Raw genomic sequence first — 21,400 nt, 5'->3', positions numbered from 1 at the left:
GTCTGTGAAGGTGGTGATCAAATGTCCACGGACACCCCTGCTACCGCGCCGACCGACTCGGAACCGGAGCGGTACCTCGCGGTCCAACGGTCCGACGAGTTCGCCGGGTTGCGTCGCGCGCTGCGCGGCTTCGTCTTCCCGATGACCATCGCGTTCTTCCTGTGGTACGCGCTCTACGTGATCCTCTCCGCGTACGCGCGAGACTTCATGGGCACCCGACTGTTCGGCAGCAACATCAATGTTGCGCTGGTCTTCGGCCTGCTCCAGTTCGTCTCCACCTTCCTCATCGCCTGGCTCTACTCCCGGTACGCCGACCGGAAGATCGACCCGGTGGCCGACAAGATCCGCGGCGAGCTCACCGGAGGTGAGTCGTGAACTCAGTCGTCCTCGCGGCCGAGGCGGGCAACACCACCGCCCGCAACCTGACCATCGTGCTGTTCCTGGCCTTCGTGGCGGCGACCCTGGCCATCACGATCTGGGCCAGCCGGCAGACCAAGACCGCCACCGACTTCTACGCGGGCGGCCGGTCGTTCTCCGGCTTCCAGAACGGCATGGCGATCGGCGGCGACTACATGTCCGCCGCGTCCTTCCTCGGTATCGCCGGCATCATCGCGCTCTACGGCTACGACGGCTTCCTCTACTCCATCGGCTTCCTGGTGGCCTGGCTGGTGGCGCTGCTGCTGGTCGCGGAGCTGCTGCGGAACTCCGGGCGGTACACGATGGCCGACGTGCTGGCGTTCCGGATGCGCCAGCGTCCGGTGCGTACGGCGGCGGCGGTCTCCACCATCACCGTCTCGATCTTCTACCTGTTGGCGCAGATGGTCGGCGCGGGCGCCCTGGTGGCACTGCTGCTCGGCATCCGGCCGGGCACCACCTTCCTGGGCATGGACGCGGACACCGCCAAGGTGGCGACCATCATCATGGTCGGCGCGCTCATGATCATCTACGTCACCGTGGGTGGCATGAAGGGCACCACCTACGTGCAGATCGTCAAGGCGTTCCTGCTCATGGGTGGCGCGCTGTTGATGACCCTGCTGGTGCTGGCGAAGTACAAGTTCAACCTCTCCTCGCTGCTCGGTGACGCGGCCGCGAGTTCCGGCCAGGGCACCGCATTCCTGGAACCCGGTCTGAGGTACGGCGTCGAGGTCGCCGGCAACGCGACACAGACCTTCTACAACAAGGTCGACCTGCTCTCCCTCGGCATCGCGCTGGTGCTCGGCACCGCCGGCCTGCCGCACATCCTGATCCGCTTCTACACCGTCCCGACGGCGAAGGCGGCTCGCAAGAGCGTGCTCTGGGCGATCGGCATCATCGGCTCGTTCTACCTGCTCACCCTGGCGCTCGGCTTCGGCGCGGCGGCGCTGGTCGGTGGCGACGCCATCCGGGAGCAGGATCGGGCCGGCAACACGGCCGCACCACAGTTGGCCGAGGCCCTGGGGATCGACTTCTTCGGCGGTGAACTGGGTGGTGCGGCATTGCTAGCGATCATCGCGGCGGTCGCCTTCGCCACCATCCTGGCGGTGGTCGCGGGGTTGACGTTGGCCTCATCGTCGAGCCTGGCGCACGACTTCTACGCCAACGTCGTCAAGCGGGGCTCCGCGTCGGAACGGCAGGAGGTGAACGTCGCCCGGATCTCCGCCCTGGTGATCGGCGCGGTTTCCATCGCCCTGTCGATCTACGCGCAGAACCTGAACGTGGCGTTCCTGGTGGCGCTGGCCTTCGCGGTGGCCGCCTCGGGCAACCTGCCGGCGATCCTCTACAGCTTGTTCTGGAAGCGGTTCAACACCTCCGGCGCGGTCTGGGCGATCTACGGCGGTCTGCTCGCGGCTGTGGTGCTGGTGTTCTTCTCACCGGTTGTCTCCGGTGCGCCGACGGCGATGTTCCCGGACCACGACTGGCAGTGGTTCCCGCTGTCCAACCCGGGCATCCTGTCCATCCCGTTCGGCTTCCTCTGCGGCTGGATCGGCACGGTGATCTCCAAGGAGAGCGACGAGGAGAAGTACGCCGAACTGGAGGTGCGTGCCCTGACCGGTGCCGGCGCGCACTGACCCGCACCTGTTAACAGGGGCCCCCTGTAGTACGCGAGGCGTTAACAGGGGGCCCCTCCTTTAGGCTTGGCGGCATGAAGGTTGAGCAGCGTTTCGGTCCCGGTCACCGGGTCCTGGTCACCGGCGGCGCCGGCTTCGTTCCCTCGCACCTGGTGGATGCGTTGATCGCCCGCGGTTGCACGGTGATCGCGGTGGACAACTTCGTCACCGGCTCGAAGGAGAACGTCGCCCACCTGCTCGACGCGCCGACCTTCACACTTGTCGAGGCGGACATTTCCGACGGGCTGCCGGATCATCCCGCGCTGGCGGAACGGTTCGACGCGATCCTGCACATGGCCTCGCCGGCCAGCCCGACCGACTTCGAGAAGTTGCCAGTGGAGATCCTGCGGGTGGGTTCGGTGGCCACCCTGCACCTGCTGGACCGCGCGGTCGCCGACGGCGCCCGGTTCCTGCTGGCCTCCACCTCCGAGGCGTACGGCGACCCGAAGGAACACCCGCAGCGGGAGACGTACTGGGGCAACGTCAACCCGATCGGCATCCGCAGCGTGTACGACGAAGCGAAGCGCTTCTCCGAGGCCGCGACGATGGCGTACCGACGCAGTCGGGGTCTGGACACCGCCATCGTGCGCATCTTCAACACCTACGGCCCCCGGATGCGGCCGGACGACGGACGGGCCATCCCGACCTTCATCTCCCAGGCGCTGCGTGGTGAGCCGATCACCGTGCACGGCACCGGCAACCAGACCCGCTCGATCTGCTACGTGGCGGATCTGGTCCGGGGCATCCTGCTGTTGCTCGACTCCACCGAGAGCGGGCCGGTGAACTGCGGCACCGAGCACGAGGTGAGCATGCGGGAACTGGCCGAGACGATCGTGTCACTCTGCGGCAGCAGCTCTGAGGTGACGTACGTCACCCGCAGCGCCGACGATCCGGAGATGCGCCGGCCCGATCTCAGCCTCGCCCGCGAGGTGCTCGGCTACGAGCCGACGGTGACGCCGGAGATCGGCCTGCGACGCACCATCGACCATTTCCGGGAGCGGCTGGCCTAGCCGGTCCGACACGGCGCGGGGGTTCGACGCAGGGCGACAGTGGCCGGGGCTGCGTACCCTGAGTGACATGTCAGCGACCAGCCCCGATGCCCACCGGCTCCCTCACCTGCACCGCAGCGCCGGGCGCGCGGCGGTGCCGGGCCCCGGTCGCGGCGGGCGTGCCGCCCGACCGGCCGACACCGCCCAGTGGCAGCCCGGCTACGACGAGGAGCCGGTACGGTCCGGCGGGCCGGGCGGCCCGCGTGGGCCGCTGGGGCCGGGAGGGCCGGGCAGTGGTCCACCCCGGAGGCGGGGACCGCACTGGCGGCGCATCGCCCTGGTGGCCGGCGTCGTCGTGTTGGCGCTGGCGTTGATCGGTGGGGGCGGGGCCTGGTTCTACGCCCGCAGCCTCGACAAGAATCTGGCCCGGACCGACCCCTTCTCGGAGATCACCGGCGGTCGGCCGGCGAAGTCGGTGGACGGCGCGCTGAACATCCTCATGGTGGGTACCGACTCGCGGGATCCGGACGCGCCGATGGACCGGCCCGGTGAGTGGCGGGCCGACACGATCATCGTCATGCACATCCCCGCCGACCACCAGAAGGCGTACCTGGTCTCCATCCCCCGTGACCTGTACGTGCCGATTCCGGAGAGCGCCGGCGCGGACTGCGGCTCCGGCCAGCGTCGCAAGATCAACGCCGCCTTCGCCTTCGGCGGGCTGCCGCTGGCGGTACGCACGGTCGAGTGCTTCACCGACGTGCACATCGATCACGTGATGGCGATCGACTTCGGTGGCTTCAAGCAGGTCACCGACGCCCTCGGTGGAGTGGATCTGGAGGTGGAGCGGACGATCACCTCGATCCACAAGCCGTACCGGAAGTTCACCAAGGGCACCAACCACATGAACGGGACCGAGGCGCTGGACTGGATCCGTCAGCGCAAGCAGTTCCCCGACGGCGACTTCGCCCGGATGCGCCACCAGCAGGAGTTCCTGCGTGCCCTGATGGACAAGGCGGCGAGCACCGGCACGCTGACCAACCCGAAGAAGCTGAACGCCTTCCTACGGTCGGTGACCGACGCGGTCACGGTCGATCACGGCTTCTCGCTCACCGACATGGCGGTGCAGTTCCGCAACCTGCGGGGCGAGAACCTCACCTTCGTCACCAGCCCGCACCTGGGCAGCGAGACCATCAACGGCGAGTCGGTGGTGGTCTCCGACCGGGAGAAGGCCCTGGCCATGTACCGCGCGATGTCCGCCGACACGATGGCCGAGTGGATGTCGGCCAACAAGCCATCGACCAGCGGCAACGGCTGACGCGGCCAGCTGAACCCTTCCTGTGAGCCAACGGCTGATCGGATGTTTGACTCTGACCGTTCGGTCATTTCGCCAGGATGACGCGGCGGAGAACAGTAACTGGCCGTCATGAGAACTCGCTTCGGCGGGATTGCGTACGTAAAGTGTCTCCGCCCCCTTTTGCTACACAAGAGCTGGAGCGCGCATGCCGGTTCACAGTTCCGCCTTGCTCGAACCACCTCATGCGACAGCCACCCCACCGCCGCCGCCCGGGGGCAGGAAGCGATCCGGTAAGGCCGGGAAGGGGCGTCCGCGGCGCAAGGATCCGCTCTGGGCCCGACTCACCGTGGTGGCCGGAGCCGTGCTGATGATGACAAGCGGTGTCGCCATCGTCGGCAGCAAGGCGGTGATCAGCCAGGCCACCGGCAGCATCACCCAGCGCAACCTGCTCGGCGACGCGGGCAAGACGTTGGCCGAGGGCGGGTCCGACCTCAAGGGCCCGATCGACATGCTGCTGCTGGGCGTGGACGCCCGGGAGCGCTGGGCCGCCGACGACGTCCGGGCGGACAGCATCATCGTGCTGCACATCCCGGCCACCCACGACCAGGCGTACCTGATCTCCATTCCCCGGGACACCGAGGCGCAGATCCCCGCCTGGCCGAAGGGCAACTACGCCGGCGGGGTCGACAAGATCAACGCCGCGTTCCAGGTCGGCGCCCGCAACGGCGGCGGCTGGGAGGGCGGCGCCCAGGTGATGGCTCAGACGATCAAGAACATGACCGGCGTCAGCTTCGACGGCGCGGCCATCATCAACTTCGGCGGCTTCAAGAACGTCATCGACGCCCTCGGCTCGGTGCGGATCTGCCCGAAGCAGGACGTCAAGTCGACCCACATGTCGTACGTCGACGGCAAGCCGATGTGGAACGCGGACGCCAAGAAGACCGGCAAGCCGCGTACTCCGGTGGTGCACAAGAAGGGCTGCCAGGAGATGGAGGGCTGGGCCGCGCTGGACTTCTCCCGGCAGCGCTACGGCCTCGCCAACAGCGACTACGACCGCCAGCAGAACCAGCAGCAGCTGATCAAGGCGATGGCGAAGAAGGCCAGCCAGAACGGCACGCTGACCAACCCGGTCAAGCTGAACGAGTTGATCAAGGCGGCGGGCAAGGCGTTCATCCTCGACACCGGCGGCGTCTCGGTGGAGGACTTCGTCTTCACCATGCGCGGCGTCACCGGCAACGAGCTGATCATGCTCAAGACCAACGGCGGCACCTACAACGCCAAGGGCAACGGCAACGAGGCGCTCGACGAGCAGACCCTGGACATGTTCCGGGCGGTCCGGCAGGACAAGCTCGCCGAGTTCGTCTTCTACAACCCCGAGGTGATCTCCAACCGGAAGTGACCGGCGGGCGCGGATCTTCGCAATGTCCCGTCACGCTGCGTAAACCTCTCCTAGCCTGACATGAGACGTGTTCAGGTTGGGCTAGCGGGAGGGACGTCACGGCCAGTCGGGTGCGCGACGGCGGGACGCGGCCGCCGGGGAAGGGTTCCCGGCATCCGCGCTGGGCCCGCGTGCTGCTCGGAGCCGGGCTGGTGGTGGTGCTGCTGGCGGCGGTCGCCGTGGTCGGCCTCCGGGTGCTCGCCGACCGGTACGAACGCACCATCACCCACGAGCAGTTGCTCGATCCGTCCGCCCGCACCGACCGTACCGACCTGGACGGACCGCTCAACTACCTGCTCGTCGGCTCGGACCGGCGTCCCGGCGACACCGGTCCGGAGCAACGCACCGACACCATCCTCATCGTGCACGTCCCCGCCGGGCTGCGCGACGGCTACCTCGTCTCGGTACCCCGGGACCTGTTGGTCAGCATCCCGGCCGCGGCCGGCTGGCCGGGCGGCGATGACAAGATCAACACCGCTTACGAGTACGGCGGGGGCGGCCAGTCCGGTGCCCAGTTGCTCTCCACCACCCTGACCCGGCTCACCGGGATCCGCTTCGACGGTGCCGCCCTCGTCGACTTCGCCGGACTACGCAGCGTCATCGACCTGCTCGACGGCGTCGAGATGTGCGTACGGACCGAGGTGCGCTCGATCCACACCAACCGGGTCTTCCAGCCCGGCTGTCAGCGGATGGACGGCGCTCAGGCACTGGACTACGTACGCCAGCGCTACGACCTGCCCGGCGGCGACTACGACCGGCAGACCCACCAGCAGCAACTCCTGGCGGCGATGCTCAAACGAGCGGGCGAGACCCGGGTGCGCACCAACCCCGTCCAGATGCACCAGCTCATCAGGGCCGTCGGCGAGTCGTTGACCGTGGACACCAACGGCGTACCGGTGGAGGATCTGCTGCTCGCCCTGCGCGGGCTCTCCACCGACGGACTGCGCGGTGTGCAGGTGCCGTCGTACCCGCAGACCATCGACCAGGTCTCCTACGTCCTGCTCGACAACGGCGGTGAGGGACTGTTCGAGGCGGTCCGCGGCACCCGGATGCCGCAGTGGGCCGGTGCGCATCCGCGCTGGGTGACCCAGCTCTGACGGAGCCATAGGTGGCGTCGATCCTCGCCGGGCCCGCCGAGGATCTACCCTTGGTACCCGTGTTCGGATCCCAGATACCCACCGTGACCGTTTCCGAGATCACCGACGACACGTACCTGCTCGACGTCCGGGAGGACGACGAGTGGGCCGCCGGTCACGCGCCGGAGGCCCACCACCTGCCGATGATGGAGTTGCCGGCCCGGATCGCCGAGGTGCCGACCGACCGCGACGTGGCCGTCATCTGCCGCTCGGGCGGGCGCTCCGCCCAGGTCGTGGCGTACCTGATGCGCAACGGGTGGGACCAGGTCCGCAACGTCGCGGGCGGGATGGGCGACTGGGCGAGCGCCGGACGGCCGGTGGTCGCCGACAACGGGCAGCCGGGCCGGGTTCTGTAGGGCGCAATGGGCGCACCCCTCGTATTCGCGCACCGCGGCGCCTCGCACGACCTGCCCGAACACACCCTCGCGGCCTATCTGCGGGCGCTCGACGAGGGTGCCGACGGGCTGGAGTGCGACGTACGGCTGACCCGCGACGGGCACCTGGTCTGCGTACACGACCGTCGGTTGGAACGGACCAGCAACGGCCGAGGGCCGGTCAGCACCCGTACCCTCGCCGAGTTGGAGAGCCTGGACTTCGGTTCCTGGCACCCGGGCTGCGTACCGCCCGACGGTGACGAGGTGCTCGACGAGTCGCACACCCGGCTGCTCACCCTCGAACGGCTGCTGGAGGCGGTCCTCGCCGCCGGTCGACCGGTACGGCTGCTGGTGGAGACCAAGCACCCGTCCCGCCACGGCGGGGACGTCGAACGTCGACTGGTCGCCCTGCTGCGCCGCCACGGGCTGGCCGAACCGCGCCCGGACGCCCCGGTACAGGTCACCGTGATGTCGTTCTCCCCGCTGGCCGTACGCCGGATCCGGGCTCTTGCTCCCGCGCTGCCGACGGTGCTGCTGCTGGAGGTGCTGCCGCGCTGGCTGCGCCTCGGCCGCCTGCCGTTCGGTGCCGGCATCGCCGGTCCGGGCATCGGGCTGGTGCGGGCCCGACCGATGCTGGTGCCCGCCCTGCGGGCAGCCGGCAACCAGGTCTACGTCTGGACGGTGAACGAGCCGAACGACCTCGACCTGGTGCTGGCCGCCGGGGTCGACGGCGTGATCACCGACCGTCCGGCGCACACGCTCGCCCGATTGGCCCGGTAACCAACTCGGGGGTGCCCAGATACACGAATCGCGGGGCACACTCTGGGTCATGCCGGACCGCACCGACTACTCGGCCCTCATCGCCGGGCACACCGTCATCATCGAGATGATCAATTCCGGTGACGCGGGTCTGCCGGTCCTGAACCGACTGCTCCGGATGGCCCAGCCGGCCCTCGGTGCGGCAGGCATGGCGTTCGTCGAGTTCGCGCCGAGCGGTGGGCGGGTGATCGCCGCCACCGGCGCCGCCGAGTGGATCGTCGGCCGGCCGGTGCCTGCCAACGACCCGGCCACCACCTGCCTGCTCTCCGGGCCGCGCGTGCGGTGCGTACGGACCGACCAGCTGACCAATCAACTCGCCGTCGAACTGGCCGGCCGTGGACTGCTGCAAATGGTCGTGTCCCGGGCGGAACTCGGCGGGCACACCGTCGGCAGTCTGCACGCCCTCTACTCCGCCGACGCCGAGGAACCCAGCACCGAGGAACGGGGAGTCGTCGCCTACCTCGGCACCTGCATCGCGCACATGTACGGCGACCACAGCCACCTGCCGGTGCAGGGTGACGATCCGACGGTCGCGACCCGCGCCGACGGGCCGGACCTTCGAGACGCCCTCGACCAGCAACGCCACGACCGCGAACGCGACCTCTTCGTCGCCGTCACCAGCCACGAGCTGCGTACCCCGGTGACCGTCATCAAGGGGTACGCGGACACCCTCAACGATCACTGGGACTCGCTCGGCGAGGCCGACCGGCGGCAGGCGGCCCGGGTCATCGGGCAACGGGCGAACGAACTGGCCCGGCTGCTCGACCGGCTGCTCTCCTCCGCCGCCGAGGTGTGGCCGGGCGACGGCCCACCGGCCCCGTTCGACTTCGCCGAGACGCTCCGGGTCGCCGTCGCCAACCTGCCGGCCGACCTGCGCCGCCGCGCCACGCTCCAGGTGCCGGCCGACCTGCCCCGGGCGGTCGGGCACCGGCAGAGCCTCGCCACCGTGCTCACCGAACTGGTCACCAACGCCGGAAAGTACTCCCCACCCGGCTCGCCCATCGAGATCAGCGCAGCAGCCGACGGCCGGACGGTCAGCCTTCAGGTCAGTGACCGCGGCATCGGCATCCGCCCGGAACACGTCGAACGCGCCTTCGAACGGTTCTGGCAGGGCGACTCCGGCGACCGGCGGCGCTATCCCGGCACCGGTCTGGGCCTCTATCTCGTCCGTCGGATCGTTGAACAGCAGAATGGATGGGTATTCCTTCGACCGAGGACCGGCGGCGGTACGGTCGCAGAGATGCGACTGCCCTGCCGGTGACCGGTGGGAACAACGGGGGCGGAAGAGGGGCAGAGGTGTCGACCGCAGCTGTCGAACGAGCGTGGTGCGTGGTGGTGCCGCACCACGCCACCGGGGCGCGGGTCGCCCGACACCGGCTCGCCACCGAGTTGGCCGAGGTGGTGCCCCCGACGGTCCTCGCCGACCTGGTGGCGGTCCTGGCCGAATTGGTGGGCAACGCCGTCCGGCACGCCGACCCGCTGCCCGGCGGGGTGGTCCGGGTGTCCTGGCGGTTGCGCGCCACGACCGAGGGCACCCAGGTCCGGCTCCAGGTCACCGACGGCGGGGCTGCGTGCGGTCCGCAGATCCGTCCGGCCGACCTGGGCGCGGCCGACGGCCGTGGCCTGCACATCGTCTCCGGGCTGGCCGACCGGTGGGGCGTGGAACGCGACGGTCTCGGGCAGAGCGTCTGGGCCGACTTCGATCCTGTGCCGCAGCGGCCGGGCCTGGTGCCCGCCGGCTGAACGGCCCGCCAAGGTGGCAGGGGTGGGTCCGGCCCACGCGGTGCCGCCGGGGCCTCTAGGCTGTCTGGCCGTGAGCAAGCGTCGAAAGAACCAGCGGGCGGCCACTCCGAGCGCAAAGCGGGAGCGGGTACGCGACGTCTTCGTGCCCCGCCCCTTCGAAGGGCTGGCCGACGAGCCGGAGTGGATCGCCCTGCGCGAGCTGGTGCCCGCCGCCTCCGCGCCGCTGCGGCTCACCCCGGCGCTGACCGAGGAGTACGGCGACCGCCCGATCACGCTGGCCACGGTGCTGCCGATGGCCGCGCCGGCGATGAGCCGGCAGGACGGGCGCGTCTTCATCGGGCTCCAGCGGCACCAGCAGTCCGGTGACGTGTCGCGGGATCTGGCCGAGTCGCTGCTCTGCGCGCTGCGGACGGAACCGGGCGCGCCGGTCGCCGTACCGCCGTTGCCCGGGCCCGGGCCTCGACTGCAGGACATCCTGGCCGACGGTCCGCTGGAGATCACCCTGCACGAGGGGTTCGAGTTCTGGCTGGTTCCGGAGGCCGTCGACGACCCGACCGTGCAGGCGTCGCTGGAGCGGGCCAACGCGGCGATCTACCCGACCGTACGGTTGGCCGCCGCACCTGCCGCGTACTGGTGCCGGGTGCCGGAGAAGGCGCACGTGCGCTGGGTGCTGCCCGAGGACGAGGAGGCCGCCCTGGACGCCCTGGCACGGCTGAGCGCGGCCGGCTCGCTGCCCCTGGGTGAGTCGACCAAGTTCGCGGGCATGTTCCGCGCGCACGGGCGACTGGTGCCGGTCTGGGATCTGCCCGAGGACGTGCCGGCGAGCGACTGGGAGGAGCCGGTCGCCGGGTTCGCCAAGCGGTACGCCGAGGCGCTCGCCGAGACCGGCCCGCTCGACGCGGCGGCCCGCCGGTCCCGGCAGGGTCTGCTCGGCCGCCAGCTCACCCTGCGCTGAGGTCGGGCGCGGGGTGTTAACAGGGGGCCCCGCCTCTACCTGAGGCGTTAAGAAGGGGCCCCTCCTTTCACCCCCGCAGCAGCGGGCAGGACATGCAGCGGGGGCCACCCCGCCCGGAGCCGAGTTCGGAGCCGGCGATCGGGATGATCTCGATGCCGGCCCGTTCCAGCTGCGCGTTGGTCTCGATGTTGCGTTCGTAGCCGACACAGAGTCGGGGTGCCAGCGCCAGCGTGTTGTTGCCGTCGTCCCACTGTTCCCGCTCGGCGGTGACCGGGTCGAGACCGGTGTCGATGACCCGGAGCTGATCCAGGTCCATCGCGTCGGCCGCCGCCCGCAGGAACGGCGCCGGCCCGTCGACCCGCGGGTCGTCGCCGTCGGCACCGGCGATCACGGTGTACGCCGACAGCGAGGTTGCCACGTTCGGGTACATCAGCACCGCGTCGACGTCGACCATCGTGCAGATGGTGTCGAGGTGCATGGTCGCCCGTTCCTGGGCGATCGGCACGACGAGGATGGTGTGGGCCAGTTCGGCGGCGAAGACCCGACGGGCCAGCCGCTCGGCACCGGCCGGAGTGGTCCGCTCGCCCACCCCGACGGCCAGCACCCCGGGCGCCAGCAGCAGAACGTCGCCGCCCTCCAGGTGCTCCAGCTCGGGCCGGTAGACGAACTCGGTGTTGGCGAACCGCGGATGGTGACGGTAGATCGCGTCCGTCAGGGTGGTCTCCCGGCGGCGGGCCGGCATGGCCAGGCTGGTCACGCCCACCCGGTCCCGGATCCACAACGACGAGTCGCGGGTGAACAGCAGGTTGGGCAGCGGTTCGATGACGAAGTCGTGCCGGTCCATCAGGGTGTACACCAGCCCACCCGGGCGGTCCCGGCCGATTCTCAGTTCCTCGTGGGCCAGACCGGCCACCAGCACACCGGCGAGGGCGGCCGGGTCGAGGTACGACAGGTGGGCGGCGACCCGGGCCCGCAGGGTGTCGCCGAGCCGGGGAGAGTCGAGCACCTGCTCGGTGAGTTCGTGCCGGGCGTCGGCCACCGCCAACGTCTCGGTGAGCAGGTCGGTCAGGTAGAGCACCTCGACGCCGCGGGCGCGCAGCGCGTCGGCGAAGCCGTCGTGCTCCTCCTGTGCCCGTCCCACCCAGGGGATCGCGTCGAACAGGAGGGAGTCGTTGTTGCGTGGGGTGAGTCGGGCGAGTTCCGGCCCCGGTCGGTGCACCAGCACGCTGCCGAGCCGACCGACCTCACTGTCCACGTAGTGGCTCACTCTCGCAGCGTAGGGCAGGGTTTGGCGGCATCTGGGAAAACAGCTGTGGATGAATACGGCATTCATCCGCAGTCATTCCGGCGCTCCGGCTTGCCGACCACCCGGACCAGCAACGTAGTGTAGTGAGAACGTAACTTCGAGGGACCTTTTGCCGGAGGTCGCGATGACTGTCTTCCCCGCTCGTCGAGCCGTACCCCCGACCCGGGCACTGCCGCCCGTGGCGGTACCGCACCCCCGGACGGAGGCGGCAGGGGTGGCCGCTCGTCCGTCCCCGTTGGAGTGGGCCCGGCGTCGCCGGGCCGAGCGTGGCGCACGGCGGCTGGAGGCAGCCGGTGCCCGCGCGTTGGGCCAACTGGGTCACCTCGGGCCGGCCTGGCACGTCGTCGACTGGCCCCGGATGGACCCCGCCGACGTGCTGCTCGACGAGAGCGACGACAACCGGGCCGGGTTCCTCGCCATCGGTCCCAGCGGCCTTTTCGCCGTTACCATCGCCGACCACGGCCGGGCTCGCGTACTGGTCGCCGGTGACGTGGTGCAGATCAACGGCAAGCGTCCGCCGTACGTGACGGAGGCCCGGCGGGACGCCCGGCGAGCCAGCAAGGCGCTCACCGCAGCTGTCGGCCATCCGATTCCGGTCACGCCGGTGCTGAACTTCGTCGGCTCCGGCGTGATCAGCGTCTACGGCCTGCCGAAGGACTGCCTGATGGCCACGCACCGGGAACTCGACAGGTTGCTCGTCGCGGGCGGCAACCGGATCAGTCCGGCCACGGCGGAGAAGCTTTCCCGGGTGGCCCAGCATCCCAGCACCTGGACCACCGGTGGACACCAGCCGGCGGCGGACTACCGGTGGTACGAGGACGGCCGAACGGCCGCTGACAAGGCGGCCACCCACCGGTAACGTCTGCCACGACGCCACGCGGCCGGGCTGTCCCGGCTCGGTATTCGTCCCGGCCGGCTCAGCTGCCGACCGGGACACCGATCCCACCGACGACCCGATGCGCGACGCACGGTCGGCGGTCGCCGCGATGACCGGCTAGCGTGGACGTACCGTCGGTGTACATAGGAGGCGCGGTGGCCCACGTCGAACTCTCGCTCTCGGAAGTGTTCGCGCCCACGACGGGGACACCGACAGAGCAGGAGTGCGACAACATCGGTCGCTGGTCGGCGACGGTGTCCAGCGCGGACGAGCCGTGCCTGCTGATCGACGACCAGACGCGGGTGGTGGCCGTCTCCGCCGCCGGCTGTGAGCTGCTCTGTCTGGGTACGCCGGAGGAACTGATCGGCCTGCCGCTGCTCGACGGCGGGTTGCGCCTGCTGGACTTCACCGCCAACCGGGGCGAGTTGACCGAGCCGGAGATCGACAAGATCCCACCGCTGCTCGCGCTCACCTCGGGCCGGCTGGCCCGAGGTCTGTTACGCATCGAGTCGGCCACCGTCGGTGGGCCCGACGCGACAGTCGACGCGGTCTCCACCCCGGTGCTCGCCGATGGTGCCGTCGCCGGCTCGCTGACCTTCTTCTCCGAGGTCTGAGCACCCGTCACCGGCACAGGCTCGCGGGCCGCTGTCGGTGCGGTCTTCCACCACGGCAACGGATCCTCCTACCATGGGCCCACCCCATGCACGCCCCCGCGTTCCCCGAGGATCCCTCCCGTGCCGCCCAGTCCCCTCCGTCGCGCCGCTGCCGGCCGTCGCCCGGCCCGCCCCGACCCGCGCCCGCGCGTCGGCTGGGCGGCCGGTGTCCTGGCGCTGACCGGGCTGCTGCTGTCCGGCTGTGGCGAGCCTCCCGAGGTGCGCGATGGCGGCACATCCGGATTGCCGACCACCACGGCGACTCCCAGCCCTTCCGGGCCCGTTACGCCCTCGCCCTCGGTCGCCGTACCGCCCGTCGCCGGCACGGCCGTTCCGACGACGGATGCCGGCCTGGTCGCCACGGCCTGCCGGGGCGAACCGTCGGGTCAGGGCGTCGTCAATCTGGTCCGGGGGCGCTCCGGCCTCCTGCCCCGCAACGCGAAGGTCAAGGTCAGCGAAGGCCCGTTGTGCGCCGCGGACTGGCACTTCACCGCCCTCGACGTGACCGGTTACGAGCCGCTGCACGTGGTCACCCGCCGGCAGGCGGGCGCGCTACGGCTGGTCACCGCCGGCACCGACGTGTGCTCGGTCGAGGTACGGGTCACCGCGCCGCCCGGCGTCCGTAGGCTGGCCTGCGGCGACGACGCCCCGGTCACCGTGCCGTTGCCGACGCAGTTCCCGACCACACCGACGCCGTTGCCGACGACGCCCGCTGCGACGCCTTCGACCACCACACCCGGACCGGGTGCGTAGGCTGGACGCCATGCCGGGAACACCGCCGACCCGCTTCGCCTTCCTCGGTCCCGAGGGGACCTTCGCGGAGCAGGCGTTGCGCACCCTGCCCGCGGCCGAGCGGGGCACGCGTACGCCGGCCCGCAGCGTCGGTGAGGCGCTGGACGCGGTACGCGCCGGTGACGCCGACGCCGCGCTGGTCCCGCTGGAGAACTCGATCGGCGGCGCCGTCGGGGTGACGCTGGACGAGTTGGCCGAGGGCGAGCCGTTGGTGATCACCCGCGAGGTGATCCTGCCGGTGGAGTTCGTCCTCGGTGCACGTGCGGGCACTCAACTGTCGGCGGTTCGCACCGTCGCCGCTCATCCGCAGGCGTCCACGCAGTGTCGCGGCTGGCTGCGGACGTACCTGCCGGACGCGACAGTGATCGACGTACTCTCCAACGGCTCGGCGGCGGCCGGCGCGGCCACGGGTGAGTACGACGCGGCGATCTGTGCTCCGGTGGGCGCGACGCGACACCGGTTGGCGGTGCTCGCTGACAAGATCGCCGATCATCCCGACGCGGTGACCCGGTTCGCCCTGGTCGCCCGGCCGGGTCCACCACCGCCTCCGACCGGCGACGACGTGACGACGCTTGCGGTGTACATCGCGCACGACCGGGTCGGCGCGCTGTTGTCCGTACTCATGGAGCTTGCGGTCCGGGGTGTGAACCTGAGCCGGATCGAGTCCCGGCCGACCGGCAAGGCCCTCGGGGAGTACGTCTTCTTCCTCGACTGCACCGGCCACGTCGCCGACGTCCGGCTGGGCGAGGCGCTCCAGGGGCTACGGCGGGTCTGCGCCGACGTACGCTTCCTCGGCTCCTATCCGCGTCACCGGTGGAGCGGGGCCGAGGGCGAGCAGGCGGTGCCCGCCCCGGCCGGTCTCTCCGACGCCGACTACGCCGACGCCGCGGCCTGGCTCGCCCGGCTCAGGGCCGGCGAGCTGAGCTGAGTCGGCTCAGCGGAACAGGCCGCCGAGCACGCCGCCCTGATCCTGCTGACCGCTGCCCATGATCGGCGGTTCCTCGGACGGCTGGACGACGACGAAGCCCTGCCCCGCGAAGCTCATCGTGTACGCCTCGCCTGTGGTACGGCCCAGCAGCGTGCCCAACCCGAGCTGGTCGGCCCGGTGGTAGCCGGTCTGCAGGCCGGCCGACCAGCAGACCGCCGCCTGCGGATCCACATAGGTGGGCGCGTCGACGGCGAGCACCACCGGGGTGCCCCGGGTGGTCACGGCGATCCGGCCGTGGCCGGTGAAGACGCAGTTGAACAGGCCGGTCGAGGCCATGCCCGCCCCGCCGACCATCTTGATGTCGTACTGGAGGCTGGGGTCGAAGGCCAGCACGCTGGAGCCGTTGATGGACAGTGCGTCGCCCGGTTCGAGGTCGATGATGTGCACGTCCTTGGCGAAGTCGGCCAGGAAGACGTCACCCTGGCCGGTGAGCTTCATCAGCGGCACGCCTTCGCCGGTGAGCTTCTGCTTGAGGAAGTTGCCCAGTCCGCCGGAGCCGAGCGCCTGGAACTGCACATGTCCCTGGTACGCGACCATCGAACCGACGCGGGCCAGCATTTCGCCATTGAGCTCGATCTTGAGCATCTTGGAGTTCTGGAGCCGCATGCCGGGCTGTGCGGACTCCTGCTCCAGGTTCGCCGCTGAGAACAGTTCGCTGCGCATGTCTTCCTCCGTACTCGGCCGGGACTGGTCGAGACGATAGGTCAGCTGCGCAAACCGTCAACCCCAACCGAGGTCGTGCAGGCGCTCGTCGTCGATGCCGAAGTGGTGGGCGATCTCGTGCACCACGGTCACCGCCACCTCCTCGACGACGTCGTCCTCGGTCTCACAGATCCGCAGGATCGGGTTGCGGTAGATCAGAATGCGGTCCGGCAGGACACCGGCGTAGTCCCACCCCCGGTCGGTCAACGCGTGCCCCTCGTACAGGCCGAGCAGATCCTCCCCAGGCGGGGGATCGTCCTCCACCAGGATCACCACGTTGCTCATCAGCGCCAGCAGTTCCTCCGGAACCTCGTCCAGCGCCTCCCCCACCAGTTCCTCGAACCGCTCCCGCTCCATCTCCACCGCCACGTCACCATTCTCCCCCACCCCCAACCCACCCCCACCCCGCGATCTTGCACTTTTCGTCGCCGCATAACGGGACGTAAGCCTCAACCAGTCGACCGAAAGTGCAAGATCGCGGCGGTCAAAGGGGGTGGGTTAGGAGGAGAGGTGGGTGGTGAGGGTGATCTCGGCGCCGGGGGAGAGGAGGCGGGAGATGGGGCAGTTCTGCTTGGCGGTCTCGGCCAGCTCGGCGAAGCGTGCCTCGTCGATGCCGGGAACGACACCGACGGTCTCCAACGCGATGCGGGTCACGGTGAAGCCCGCGTCGGTCTTGTCCAGGTGCACCTTCGCGGTGGTCTCCACGGAGGTCGGCGTCGTGCCGGCGTCGGCGAGGGCCTTGGAGAAGGCCATCGAGAAGCAGCCGGCGTGCGCGGCGCCGATCAGCTCCTCGGGGTTGGTGCCCTCACCCTCCTCGAAGCGGGACTTGAAGGAGTAGTTGCCCTCCAGTCCACCCTTGCCCGTGCGAATGGTGCCGGACCCTTCGGGGAGGTTGCCCTGCCAGCGTGCGGAAGCGGTACGAATAGGCATGCAGCTGACGCTAGCCGAACGCGCACCCGCCGGGCGACCGACCCCGCCAGCTGCGTCCACGTTCCCCGACGGGAGAGGTGGGCTGTGCCAGAATTCGTCACAGACCCCGCCCTGGGCACGCAGCCAAGCCACGAGCAGGCAGCAGGGCCACGAGCAGGCAGCCCGGCCACAAGGAGGCGCAGCGGTGACCCATGACCTCCCCATTCCCCGCCAGGAGGACCGCTCCGAGAGCACAAGCGTCCTTGAGTGGGGCACGGAGGACGAGAAGACCACCAGCACGAGTCGGTGGCGCTCGGCCCTCGGCGGCCTCGGCCACGACCACCGGGTACCGCTGCTGCTCGTCGGGCTCGGTGTCGCCGCCACCCTCGCCTCCCTGCTCGGCGAATGGGTCACCGTCACCCTGCCCACCGGCAGCGAGCGGATCGAGTTGCCGAGCAACGTGTCCGAGATCGGCGGTCTGGGCGTCGGCTACCTGGTCGGGATGCTGATGCTCGGCGTCTCGGTGGCCCTCGCGCTGCGCGGCACCGACAACGTACGCGCCAATGCCCGGGTCGCCGGCCTCGCCCTGGCCGTGGGTCTGGTCGCCGTGCTGGTGGCCACCGCCGTCGCCCTCGAAGACGGCGGCGGCCGCGCGGCGTTGGCCTACTCCACGGAAGACGGATTCGCAGTCGAGCTGGGGCGAGGACTGGTCGCGGCCTTCGCCGCCGTCCTGCTGTTCGCCATCGCCCTCGCCCGCACCACCACCAGGCCCGAGGGTGCGACAAGCGAGCCGGGTCGGCGTCAGCCCCGCCCCCACCGCCAGATCGACGACACCGACACCGACGAGGGCGGGCGGCCGATCGACATCACCGTCACCCCCACCGTGCCCTTCGCCCGCGAGCCCTGAGCCGACTGACCGGTGCCCCACGCCGCCCCGGCAGACCACCGCACGTTGAGCGGGCCACCGGACGTTAAGCAGCAGCCCTTCCGCTCGCCGCATCCGATTCGCCTGGAAGCCGTGGTTGCGACCCGTTCGACGAGGTACGGTTGCTGCCCGCCGTCACGCCGGGTCGCCACCTGACGACCGGAAACGGCTGGCTGCGACGGCGGTGGGCGAAGGAGGAGAAATGACCCGCCCGGGCCTGCCCAAGCTGATCGCCACCGACCTCGACGGGACGCTCGTGCGCAGCGACGACACCGTGTCGGCGTACACCCATGAGGTTCTGGACCGGGTGCGTGCGGCCGGGATTCCGGTGGTCGGTGCCACCGGCCGGGGCCCGCGGCTGACCGAATTGACCCGCAACGACATCCGCGCGGCGGACTTCCTGGTGATGGCCGGTGGCGGCCGGGTGGTCGACCAGAGCGACCCGGCCGGGCCGGTGGTGCTGCGCGACGAACGGCTCTCCAGCGAGGTGCTGGCTACCCTCCTGGCCGACCTGGAAGCCGCGGTCGGCCCGCTGACGGTGATGGTCGAGGCGTCCGACGAGCACGACGCGCCCCTGTGGGGCGACTACCACCCGGCCTGGCCGTATCAGGACCGGTTCGAGGTACGCACCCGCGACGAGTGCCTGGCCGGTGACGTGATCAAGGCGTTCGCGCGGACCGCCGACCACCATGTCGACGAGTTGCTGGCGGTCGCCAGGCAGATCATCCCGCCGCACCTGGCCGCGCTCACCCAGGCCGGGCTCGGCTTCATCGAGATCAGCCCGTCGGGGGTGGACAAGGCGACCGGGCTGAGTGTGGTGGCGCAGAGCCTCGGCGTCGACCCGGCCGAGGTGCTGGTCTTCGGTGACATGCCGAACGACCTGCCGATGTTCGAGTGGGCCGGCTGGGCGCGGGTGGCGGTGGCGAACGCTCACGCCGAGTTGCGTGCCGTGGCCGACGACGTGACCCTGCGCAACGACGACGACGGGGTGGCGGTCTACCTCGACCGGCTACTGTCCAGGTGATGGAGGCACTTCCACGCCTGGTCGCCAGCGACATCGACGGCACGCTGCTGCGCGACGACGCGACGCTCAGCGCCCACACCGCCGAGGTGCTGGCCCGGATCTCCGCCCGGGGCACGCCCGTCGTGCTGGTCACCGGCCGACCGATCCGCTGGCTGAAACTGGTGTACGACCAGCTGGCCGAGCCGGTGCCCGCGGTCTGCGCCAACGGTGCGGTGGTCTACGACCCGGTCAACGACGAGGTGCTGCGCGCCGATCCGCTGGCCCCCGAACTGCTCGCCGAGGTGGCCCGCCGGCTGCGCGCCGAGGTGCCCGGGGTGAGCTTCGCGGTGGAGATCGCCGACAGCCGGCAGATGCGGCACGAGGCGCACTACCCGATGCGCTGGGACGCCGACGACACGGCGATCCGGGTCGTGACGACTCCGGACGAGCTGCACTCGCTGCCGGCGGTGAAACTGCTGGTACGAGCCGAGGAGCAGCAGGATCCCGATCGGTTCACCGAGCTGGTCGCCACTGCCCTCGCCGGACTGGCCGAGGCCACCCACTCCTCGCGCTCCGGCCTGGTGGAGATTTCGGCGGCCGGGGTGACCAAGGCGGCCGGCCTCGCGTGGTACTGCCACCGGCTCGGCATCGAGGCGGACGAGGTGCTGGCCTTCGGCGACATGCCCAACGACGTACCCCTGCTGACCTGGGCCGGCCGGGCGGTGGCGGTGGCCAACGCGCACCCCGCCGTACGGGAGATCGCCGACGAGGTCACCTCGGCGAACTCGGTCGACGGGGTGGCGGCGTACCTGGAGAAGGTCTTCGGGGTGGACTGACGGCTGCGGGGCGCGGCACGCCGCACCCCGCAGCGATCGTCAAAGGTACTGGCCGGTGCTGTGGCCCTCACCGCCGGGCACCTGGCCCAGGCCGGGCATTCCCGGCAGGGCCGCTCCGCTCGGCCCGCTCGGCAACGCCTGCCGGCCGGAGCGCATCTGCTCCAACTGCACCCGGGCGGCCATCTGCTGGGCGACCAGGGCGGCCTGGATGCCGTGGAACAGCCCCTCCAGCCAGCCGACCAGCTGGGCATGGGCGATCCGCAGCTCACCCTCGGTCGGGGCCTGGTCCTCGGTGAACGGCAGCGAGAGTCGCTCCAGCTCCTCGCGCAGCTCGGGCGCCAGCCCTTCCTTGAGCTCGACGATCGACCGCTCGTGGATCTCCCGCATCCGATGCCGGCTGGCGTCGTCCAGCGGCGCGGACTTGACCTCCTCCAGCAGCTGCTTGATCATGCTGCCGATCCGCATCACCTTTGCCGGCTGCTCGACCAGGCGAGTGGGGTCCTCACCCTGGCCGTCGTCGGTCTGCACGGTGCCGACGGGTCGGCCGTCCGGGCCGACCACCACCACGGTGCCCGAGTGCCCGGTGCCGTCCCGGCCAGGCTCGTCGTTCTGTCCAGCGGTACGCGCTTCGGTCATGGCATCCATCTTGACTCAGCCGTCCCCGTCGCCGCCCGCCGGCCCGGCCGAGAAGGTGCAATGGACCCGTCCGGTCGGCCGCCGACCAGCCGCGCTACCGTCGGCCGATGTCGCCCGATCCCCGCGCCGTGCTCAGCCGACCCGCGCCTGAGCCGGACCTCACCGTCGCCTACGGCGAGCATCCCGATCAGGTCGCCGATCTGCGCCGCCCGCCCGGCGCGACCCCGCCCCGCCCACTGGTGATCGTGGTGCACGGCGGTTTCTGGCGCGTGGAGTACGACCGGCGGCACACCGACTCGCTGGCCGTCGGGCTGGCCCGGCTCGGCTTTCCGATCGCGCAACTGGAGTACCGCCGGACCGGGCAACCCGGTGGTGGCTGGCCCGGCACGCTGACCGACGTCCGCTCCGGGGTGTCCGCACTGCCGGGGTTGGCCGCTGCGGCGCTGCCCGGTCAGGTCGCGCCGGTGCCGCCGATCCTGGTCGGCCACTCGGCCGGCGGTCATCTCGCGCTGCACACCGCGACGCGCTCACCGCAGGACGTCGGCGGCGTGCTCGCGCTCGCCCCGGTCGTCGACCTGGCCGAGGCGTACCGGCTGGATCTGGACGCGGGCGCGGTGGCGGCGTTGCTGGGTGGTGGGCCGGCCGATGTGCCCGATCGCTACGAGGTCGCGGACCCACGAGCCACCCCACCTCCGTCAACACGGACGGTAGTGATTCACGGCACCCTGGATCAGCACGTTCCGGTCCACATGAGCAGGGCGTACGTGCAGGGCGCACAGGCACTAGGTGCGGATATGCACCTTGTCGAGCTGCCCGACTGCGAACATTTCGGGCTCATCGACCCGGAGTCTCCGGCCTGGTCGCAGGTTACCGCCGCGTTCCGTTCTCTAGTCGAAGATCATTAACCATTGACGCAGCGTCGCTAAGCAGGTAGAACG

Annotated in this window: 23 protein-coding genes and 1 pseudogene; 19 read left to right on the top strand and 5 right to left on the bottom strand. The window is 70.5% G+C overall.

What is annotated here, in order from left to right:
• The first annotated feature begins 21 nt into the window (after positions 1 to 21).
• From EG812_RS20290 to EG812_RS20240, 11 genes are all read left to right on the top strand, one after another.
• Complete coding sequence (locus tag EG812_RS20290; protein WP_013736516.1) at positions 22 to 375, top strand: DUF485 domain-containing protein; 354 nt, start codon at positions 22 to 24, stop codon at positions 373 to 375.
• Positions 372 to 2,048 carry a monocarboxylic acid transporter gene (locus tag EG812_RS20285; RefSeq protein ID WP_013736517.1) on the top strand — a complete coding sequence of 559 codons (1,677 nt, stop codon included), beginning with the start codon at positions 372 to 374 and terminating at the stop codon, positions 2,046 to 2,048. Before EG812_RS20290 ends, EG812_RS20285 begins: the two co-directional genes overlap by 4 nt.
• Positions 2,049 to 2,122: 74 nt before the next feature.
• Positions 2,123 to 3,097, top strand: coding sequence for an NAD-dependent epimerase/dehydratase family protein (locus tag EG812_RS20280; protein WP_126712468.1), 975 nt, complete (start codon positions 2,123 to 2,125; stop codon positions 3,095 to 3,097).
• 67 nt (positions 3,098 to 3,164) lie between these two features.
• The gene (locus EG812_RS20275) at positions 3,165 to 4,391 is read left to right on the top strand and encodes an LCP family protein (protein ID WP_043722357.1); all 1,227 of its coding nucleotides are present in this window, start codon (positions 3,165 to 3,167) and stop codon (positions 4,389 to 4,391) included.
• A 328-nt stretch (positions 4,392 to 4,719) separates the two neighbouring features.
• Positions 4,720 to 5,769, top strand: coding sequence for an LCP family protein (locus tag EG812_RS20270; protein ID WP_013736520.1), 1,050 nt, complete (start codon positions 4,720 to 4,722; stop codon positions 5,767 to 5,769).
• A 170-nt stretch (positions 5,770 to 5,939) separates the two neighbouring features.
• Entirely contained in the window at positions 5,940 to 6,905 is a 966-nt protein-coding gene (locus EG812_RS20265; RefSeq protein ID WP_502697205.1) for an LCP family protein, read from the top strand.
• 59 nt (positions 6,906 to 6,964) lie between these two features.
• Positions 6,965 to 7,300 carry a rhodanese-like domain-containing protein gene (locus EG812_RS20260; RefSeq protein WP_043726098.1) on the top strand — a complete coding sequence of 112 codons (336 nt, stop codon included), beginning with the start codon at positions 6,965 to 6,967 and terminating at the stop codon, positions 7,298 to 7,300.
• Positions 7,301 to 7,306: 6 nt separating this feature from the next.
• Positions 7,307 to 8,098: a glycerophosphodiester phosphodiesterase gene (locus EG812_RS20255; protein WP_013736523.1), complete on the top strand. Its 792-nt coding sequence runs from the start codon at positions 7,307 to 7,309 to the stop codon at positions 8,096 to 8,098.
• A 49-nt stretch (positions 8,099 to 8,147) separates the two neighbouring features.
• A complete protein-coding gene (locus EG812_RS20250; RefSeq protein WP_013736524.1) occupies positions 8,148 to 9,398 on the top strand; it encodes a sensor histidine kinase in 1,251 nt (416 codons plus the stop codon).
• Positions 9,399 to 9,466: 68 nt separating this feature from the next.
• Positions 9,467 to 9,880 (top strand): ATP-binding protein, encoded by a 414-nt coding sequence (locus EG812_RS20245; protein WP_013736525.1) that lies wholly within the window; start codon positions 9,467 to 9,469, stop codon positions 9,878 to 9,880.
• Positions 9,881 to 9,950: 70 nt separating this feature from the next.
• The gene (locus EG812_RS20240; RefSeq protein WP_126712467.1) at positions 9,951 to 10,835 is read left to right on the top strand and encodes a DUF5926 family protein; all 885 of its coding nucleotides are present in this window, start codon (positions 9,951 to 9,953) and stop codon (positions 10,833 to 10,835) included.
• Between the two features lie 67 nt (positions 10,836 to 10,902).
• On the opposite strand, the gene EG812_RS20235 is transcribed toward EG812_RS20240, so the two are convergent.
• Positions 10,903 to 12,102 (bottom strand): arginine deiminase, encoded by a 1,200-nt coding sequence (locus EG812_RS20235; RefSeq protein ID WP_043722366.1) that lies wholly within the window; start codon positions 12,100 to 12,102, stop codon positions 10,903 to 10,905.
• Between the two features lie 163 nt (positions 12,103 to 12,265).
• On the opposite strand from EG812_RS20235, the gene EG812_RS20230 reads away from it, so the two are divergent.
• The 4 genes and pseudogenes from EG812_RS20230 to pheA all read left to right on the top strand — a co-directional run bounded on the left by EG812_RS20230 (position 12,266) and on the right by pheA (position 15,391).
• Positions 12,266 to 13,000, top strand: a complete 735-nt coding sequence (locus EG812_RS20230; RefSeq protein WP_126712466.1) for a hypothetical protein — start codon at positions 12,266 to 12,268, stop codon at positions 12,998 to 13,000.
• Between the two features lie 173 nt (positions 13,001 to 13,173).
• Complete coding sequence (locus EG812_RS20225; protein WP_013736529.1) at positions 13,174 to 13,632, top strand: hypothetical protein; 459 nt, start codon at positions 13,174 to 13,176, stop codon at positions 13,630 to 13,632.
• Between the two features lie 210 nt (positions 13,633 to 13,842).
• A pseudogene (locus EG812_RS20220) lies at positions 13,843 to 14,307 on the top strand (hypothetical protein); the annotation flags it as partial.
• A gap of 127 nt (positions 14,308 to 14,434) precedes the next feature.
• Positions 14,435 to 15,391, top strand: coding sequence for a prephenate dehydratase (pheA, locus tag EG812_RS20215; RefSeq protein ID WP_126712465.1), 957 nt, complete (start codon positions 14,435 to 14,437; stop codon positions 15,389 to 15,391).
• A 6-nt stretch (positions 15,392 to 15,397) separates the two neighbouring features.
• Here the strand turns inward: pheA and EG812_RS20210 are convergent, their stop codons facing one another.
• The 3 genes from EG812_RS20210 to EG812_RS20200 all read right to left on the bottom strand — a co-directional run bounded on the left by EG812_RS20210 (position 15,398) and on the right by EG812_RS20200 (position 17,083).
• Entirely contained in the window at positions 15,398 to 16,114 is a 717-nt protein-coding gene (locus tag EG812_RS20210; protein WP_013736532.1) for an AIM24 family protein, read from the bottom strand.
• A 57-nt stretch (positions 16,115 to 16,171) separates the two neighbouring features.
• Positions 16,172 to 16,516 carry a metallopeptidase family protein gene (locus EG812_RS20205; protein ID WP_193386341.1) on the bottom strand — a complete coding sequence of 115 codons (345 nt, stop codon included), beginning with the start codon at positions 16,514 to 16,516 and terminating at the stop codon, positions 16,172 to 16,174.
• A gap of 135 nt (positions 16,517 to 16,651) precedes the next feature.
• Complete coding sequence (locus EG812_RS20200) at positions 16,652 to 17,083, bottom strand: OsmC family protein (protein ID WP_013736534.1); 432 nt, start codon at positions 17,081 to 17,083, stop codon at positions 16,652 to 16,654.
• Positions 17,084 to 17,267: 184 nt separating this feature from the next.
• On the opposite strand from EG812_RS20200, the gene EG812_RS20195 reads away from it, so the two are divergent.
• From EG812_RS20195 to EG812_RS20185, 3 genes are all read left to right on the top strand, one after another.
• A complete protein-coding gene (locus tag EG812_RS20195) occupies positions 17,268 to 17,969 on the top strand; it encodes a hypothetical protein (protein ID WP_126712464.1) in 702 nt (233 codons plus the stop codon).
• A gap of 220 nt (positions 17,970 to 18,189) precedes the next feature.
• The gene (locus EG812_RS20190; RefSeq protein WP_013736536.1) at positions 18,190 to 19,011 is read left to right on the top strand and encodes an HAD family hydrolase; all 822 of its coding nucleotides are present in this window, start codon (positions 18,190 to 18,192) and stop codon (positions 19,009 to 19,011) included.
• Positions 19,011 to 19,826, top strand: a complete 816-nt coding sequence (locus tag EG812_RS20185; protein WP_013736537.1) for an HAD family hydrolase — start codon at positions 19,011 to 19,013, stop codon at positions 19,824 to 19,826. The genes EG812_RS20190 and EG812_RS20185 overlap by 1 nt, the downstream gene beginning before the upstream one ends.
• A 39-nt stretch (positions 19,827 to 19,865) precedes the next feature.
• Here EG812_RS20185 and EG812_RS20180 read toward each other — a convergent pair whose 3' ends face one another.
• Entirely contained in the window at positions 19,866 to 20,471 is a 606-nt protein-coding gene (locus EG812_RS20180) for a bacterial proteasome activator family protein (RefSeq protein WP_043722382.1), read from the bottom strand.
• Positions 20,472 to 20,569: 98 nt separating this feature from the next.
• On the opposite strand from EG812_RS20180, the gene EG812_RS20175 reads away from it, so the two are divergent.
• A complete protein-coding gene (locus EG812_RS20175; protein ID WP_126712463.1) occupies positions 20,570 to 21,367 on the top strand; it encodes an alpha/beta hydrolase family protein in 798 nt (265 codons plus the stop codon).
• The last annotated feature ends 33 nt before the right edge of the window (positions 21,368 to 21,400 follow it).

Source organism: Verrucosispora sp. FIM060022, from assembly GCF_003977705.1.
GTDB lineage: Bacteria > Actinomycetota > Actinomycetes > Mycobacteriales > Micromonosporaceae > Micromonospora > Micromonospora gifhornensis.
Note: the sequence above shows the minus strand (reverse complement) of the source record. Positions and strands in the feature narration are given on the sequence as shown.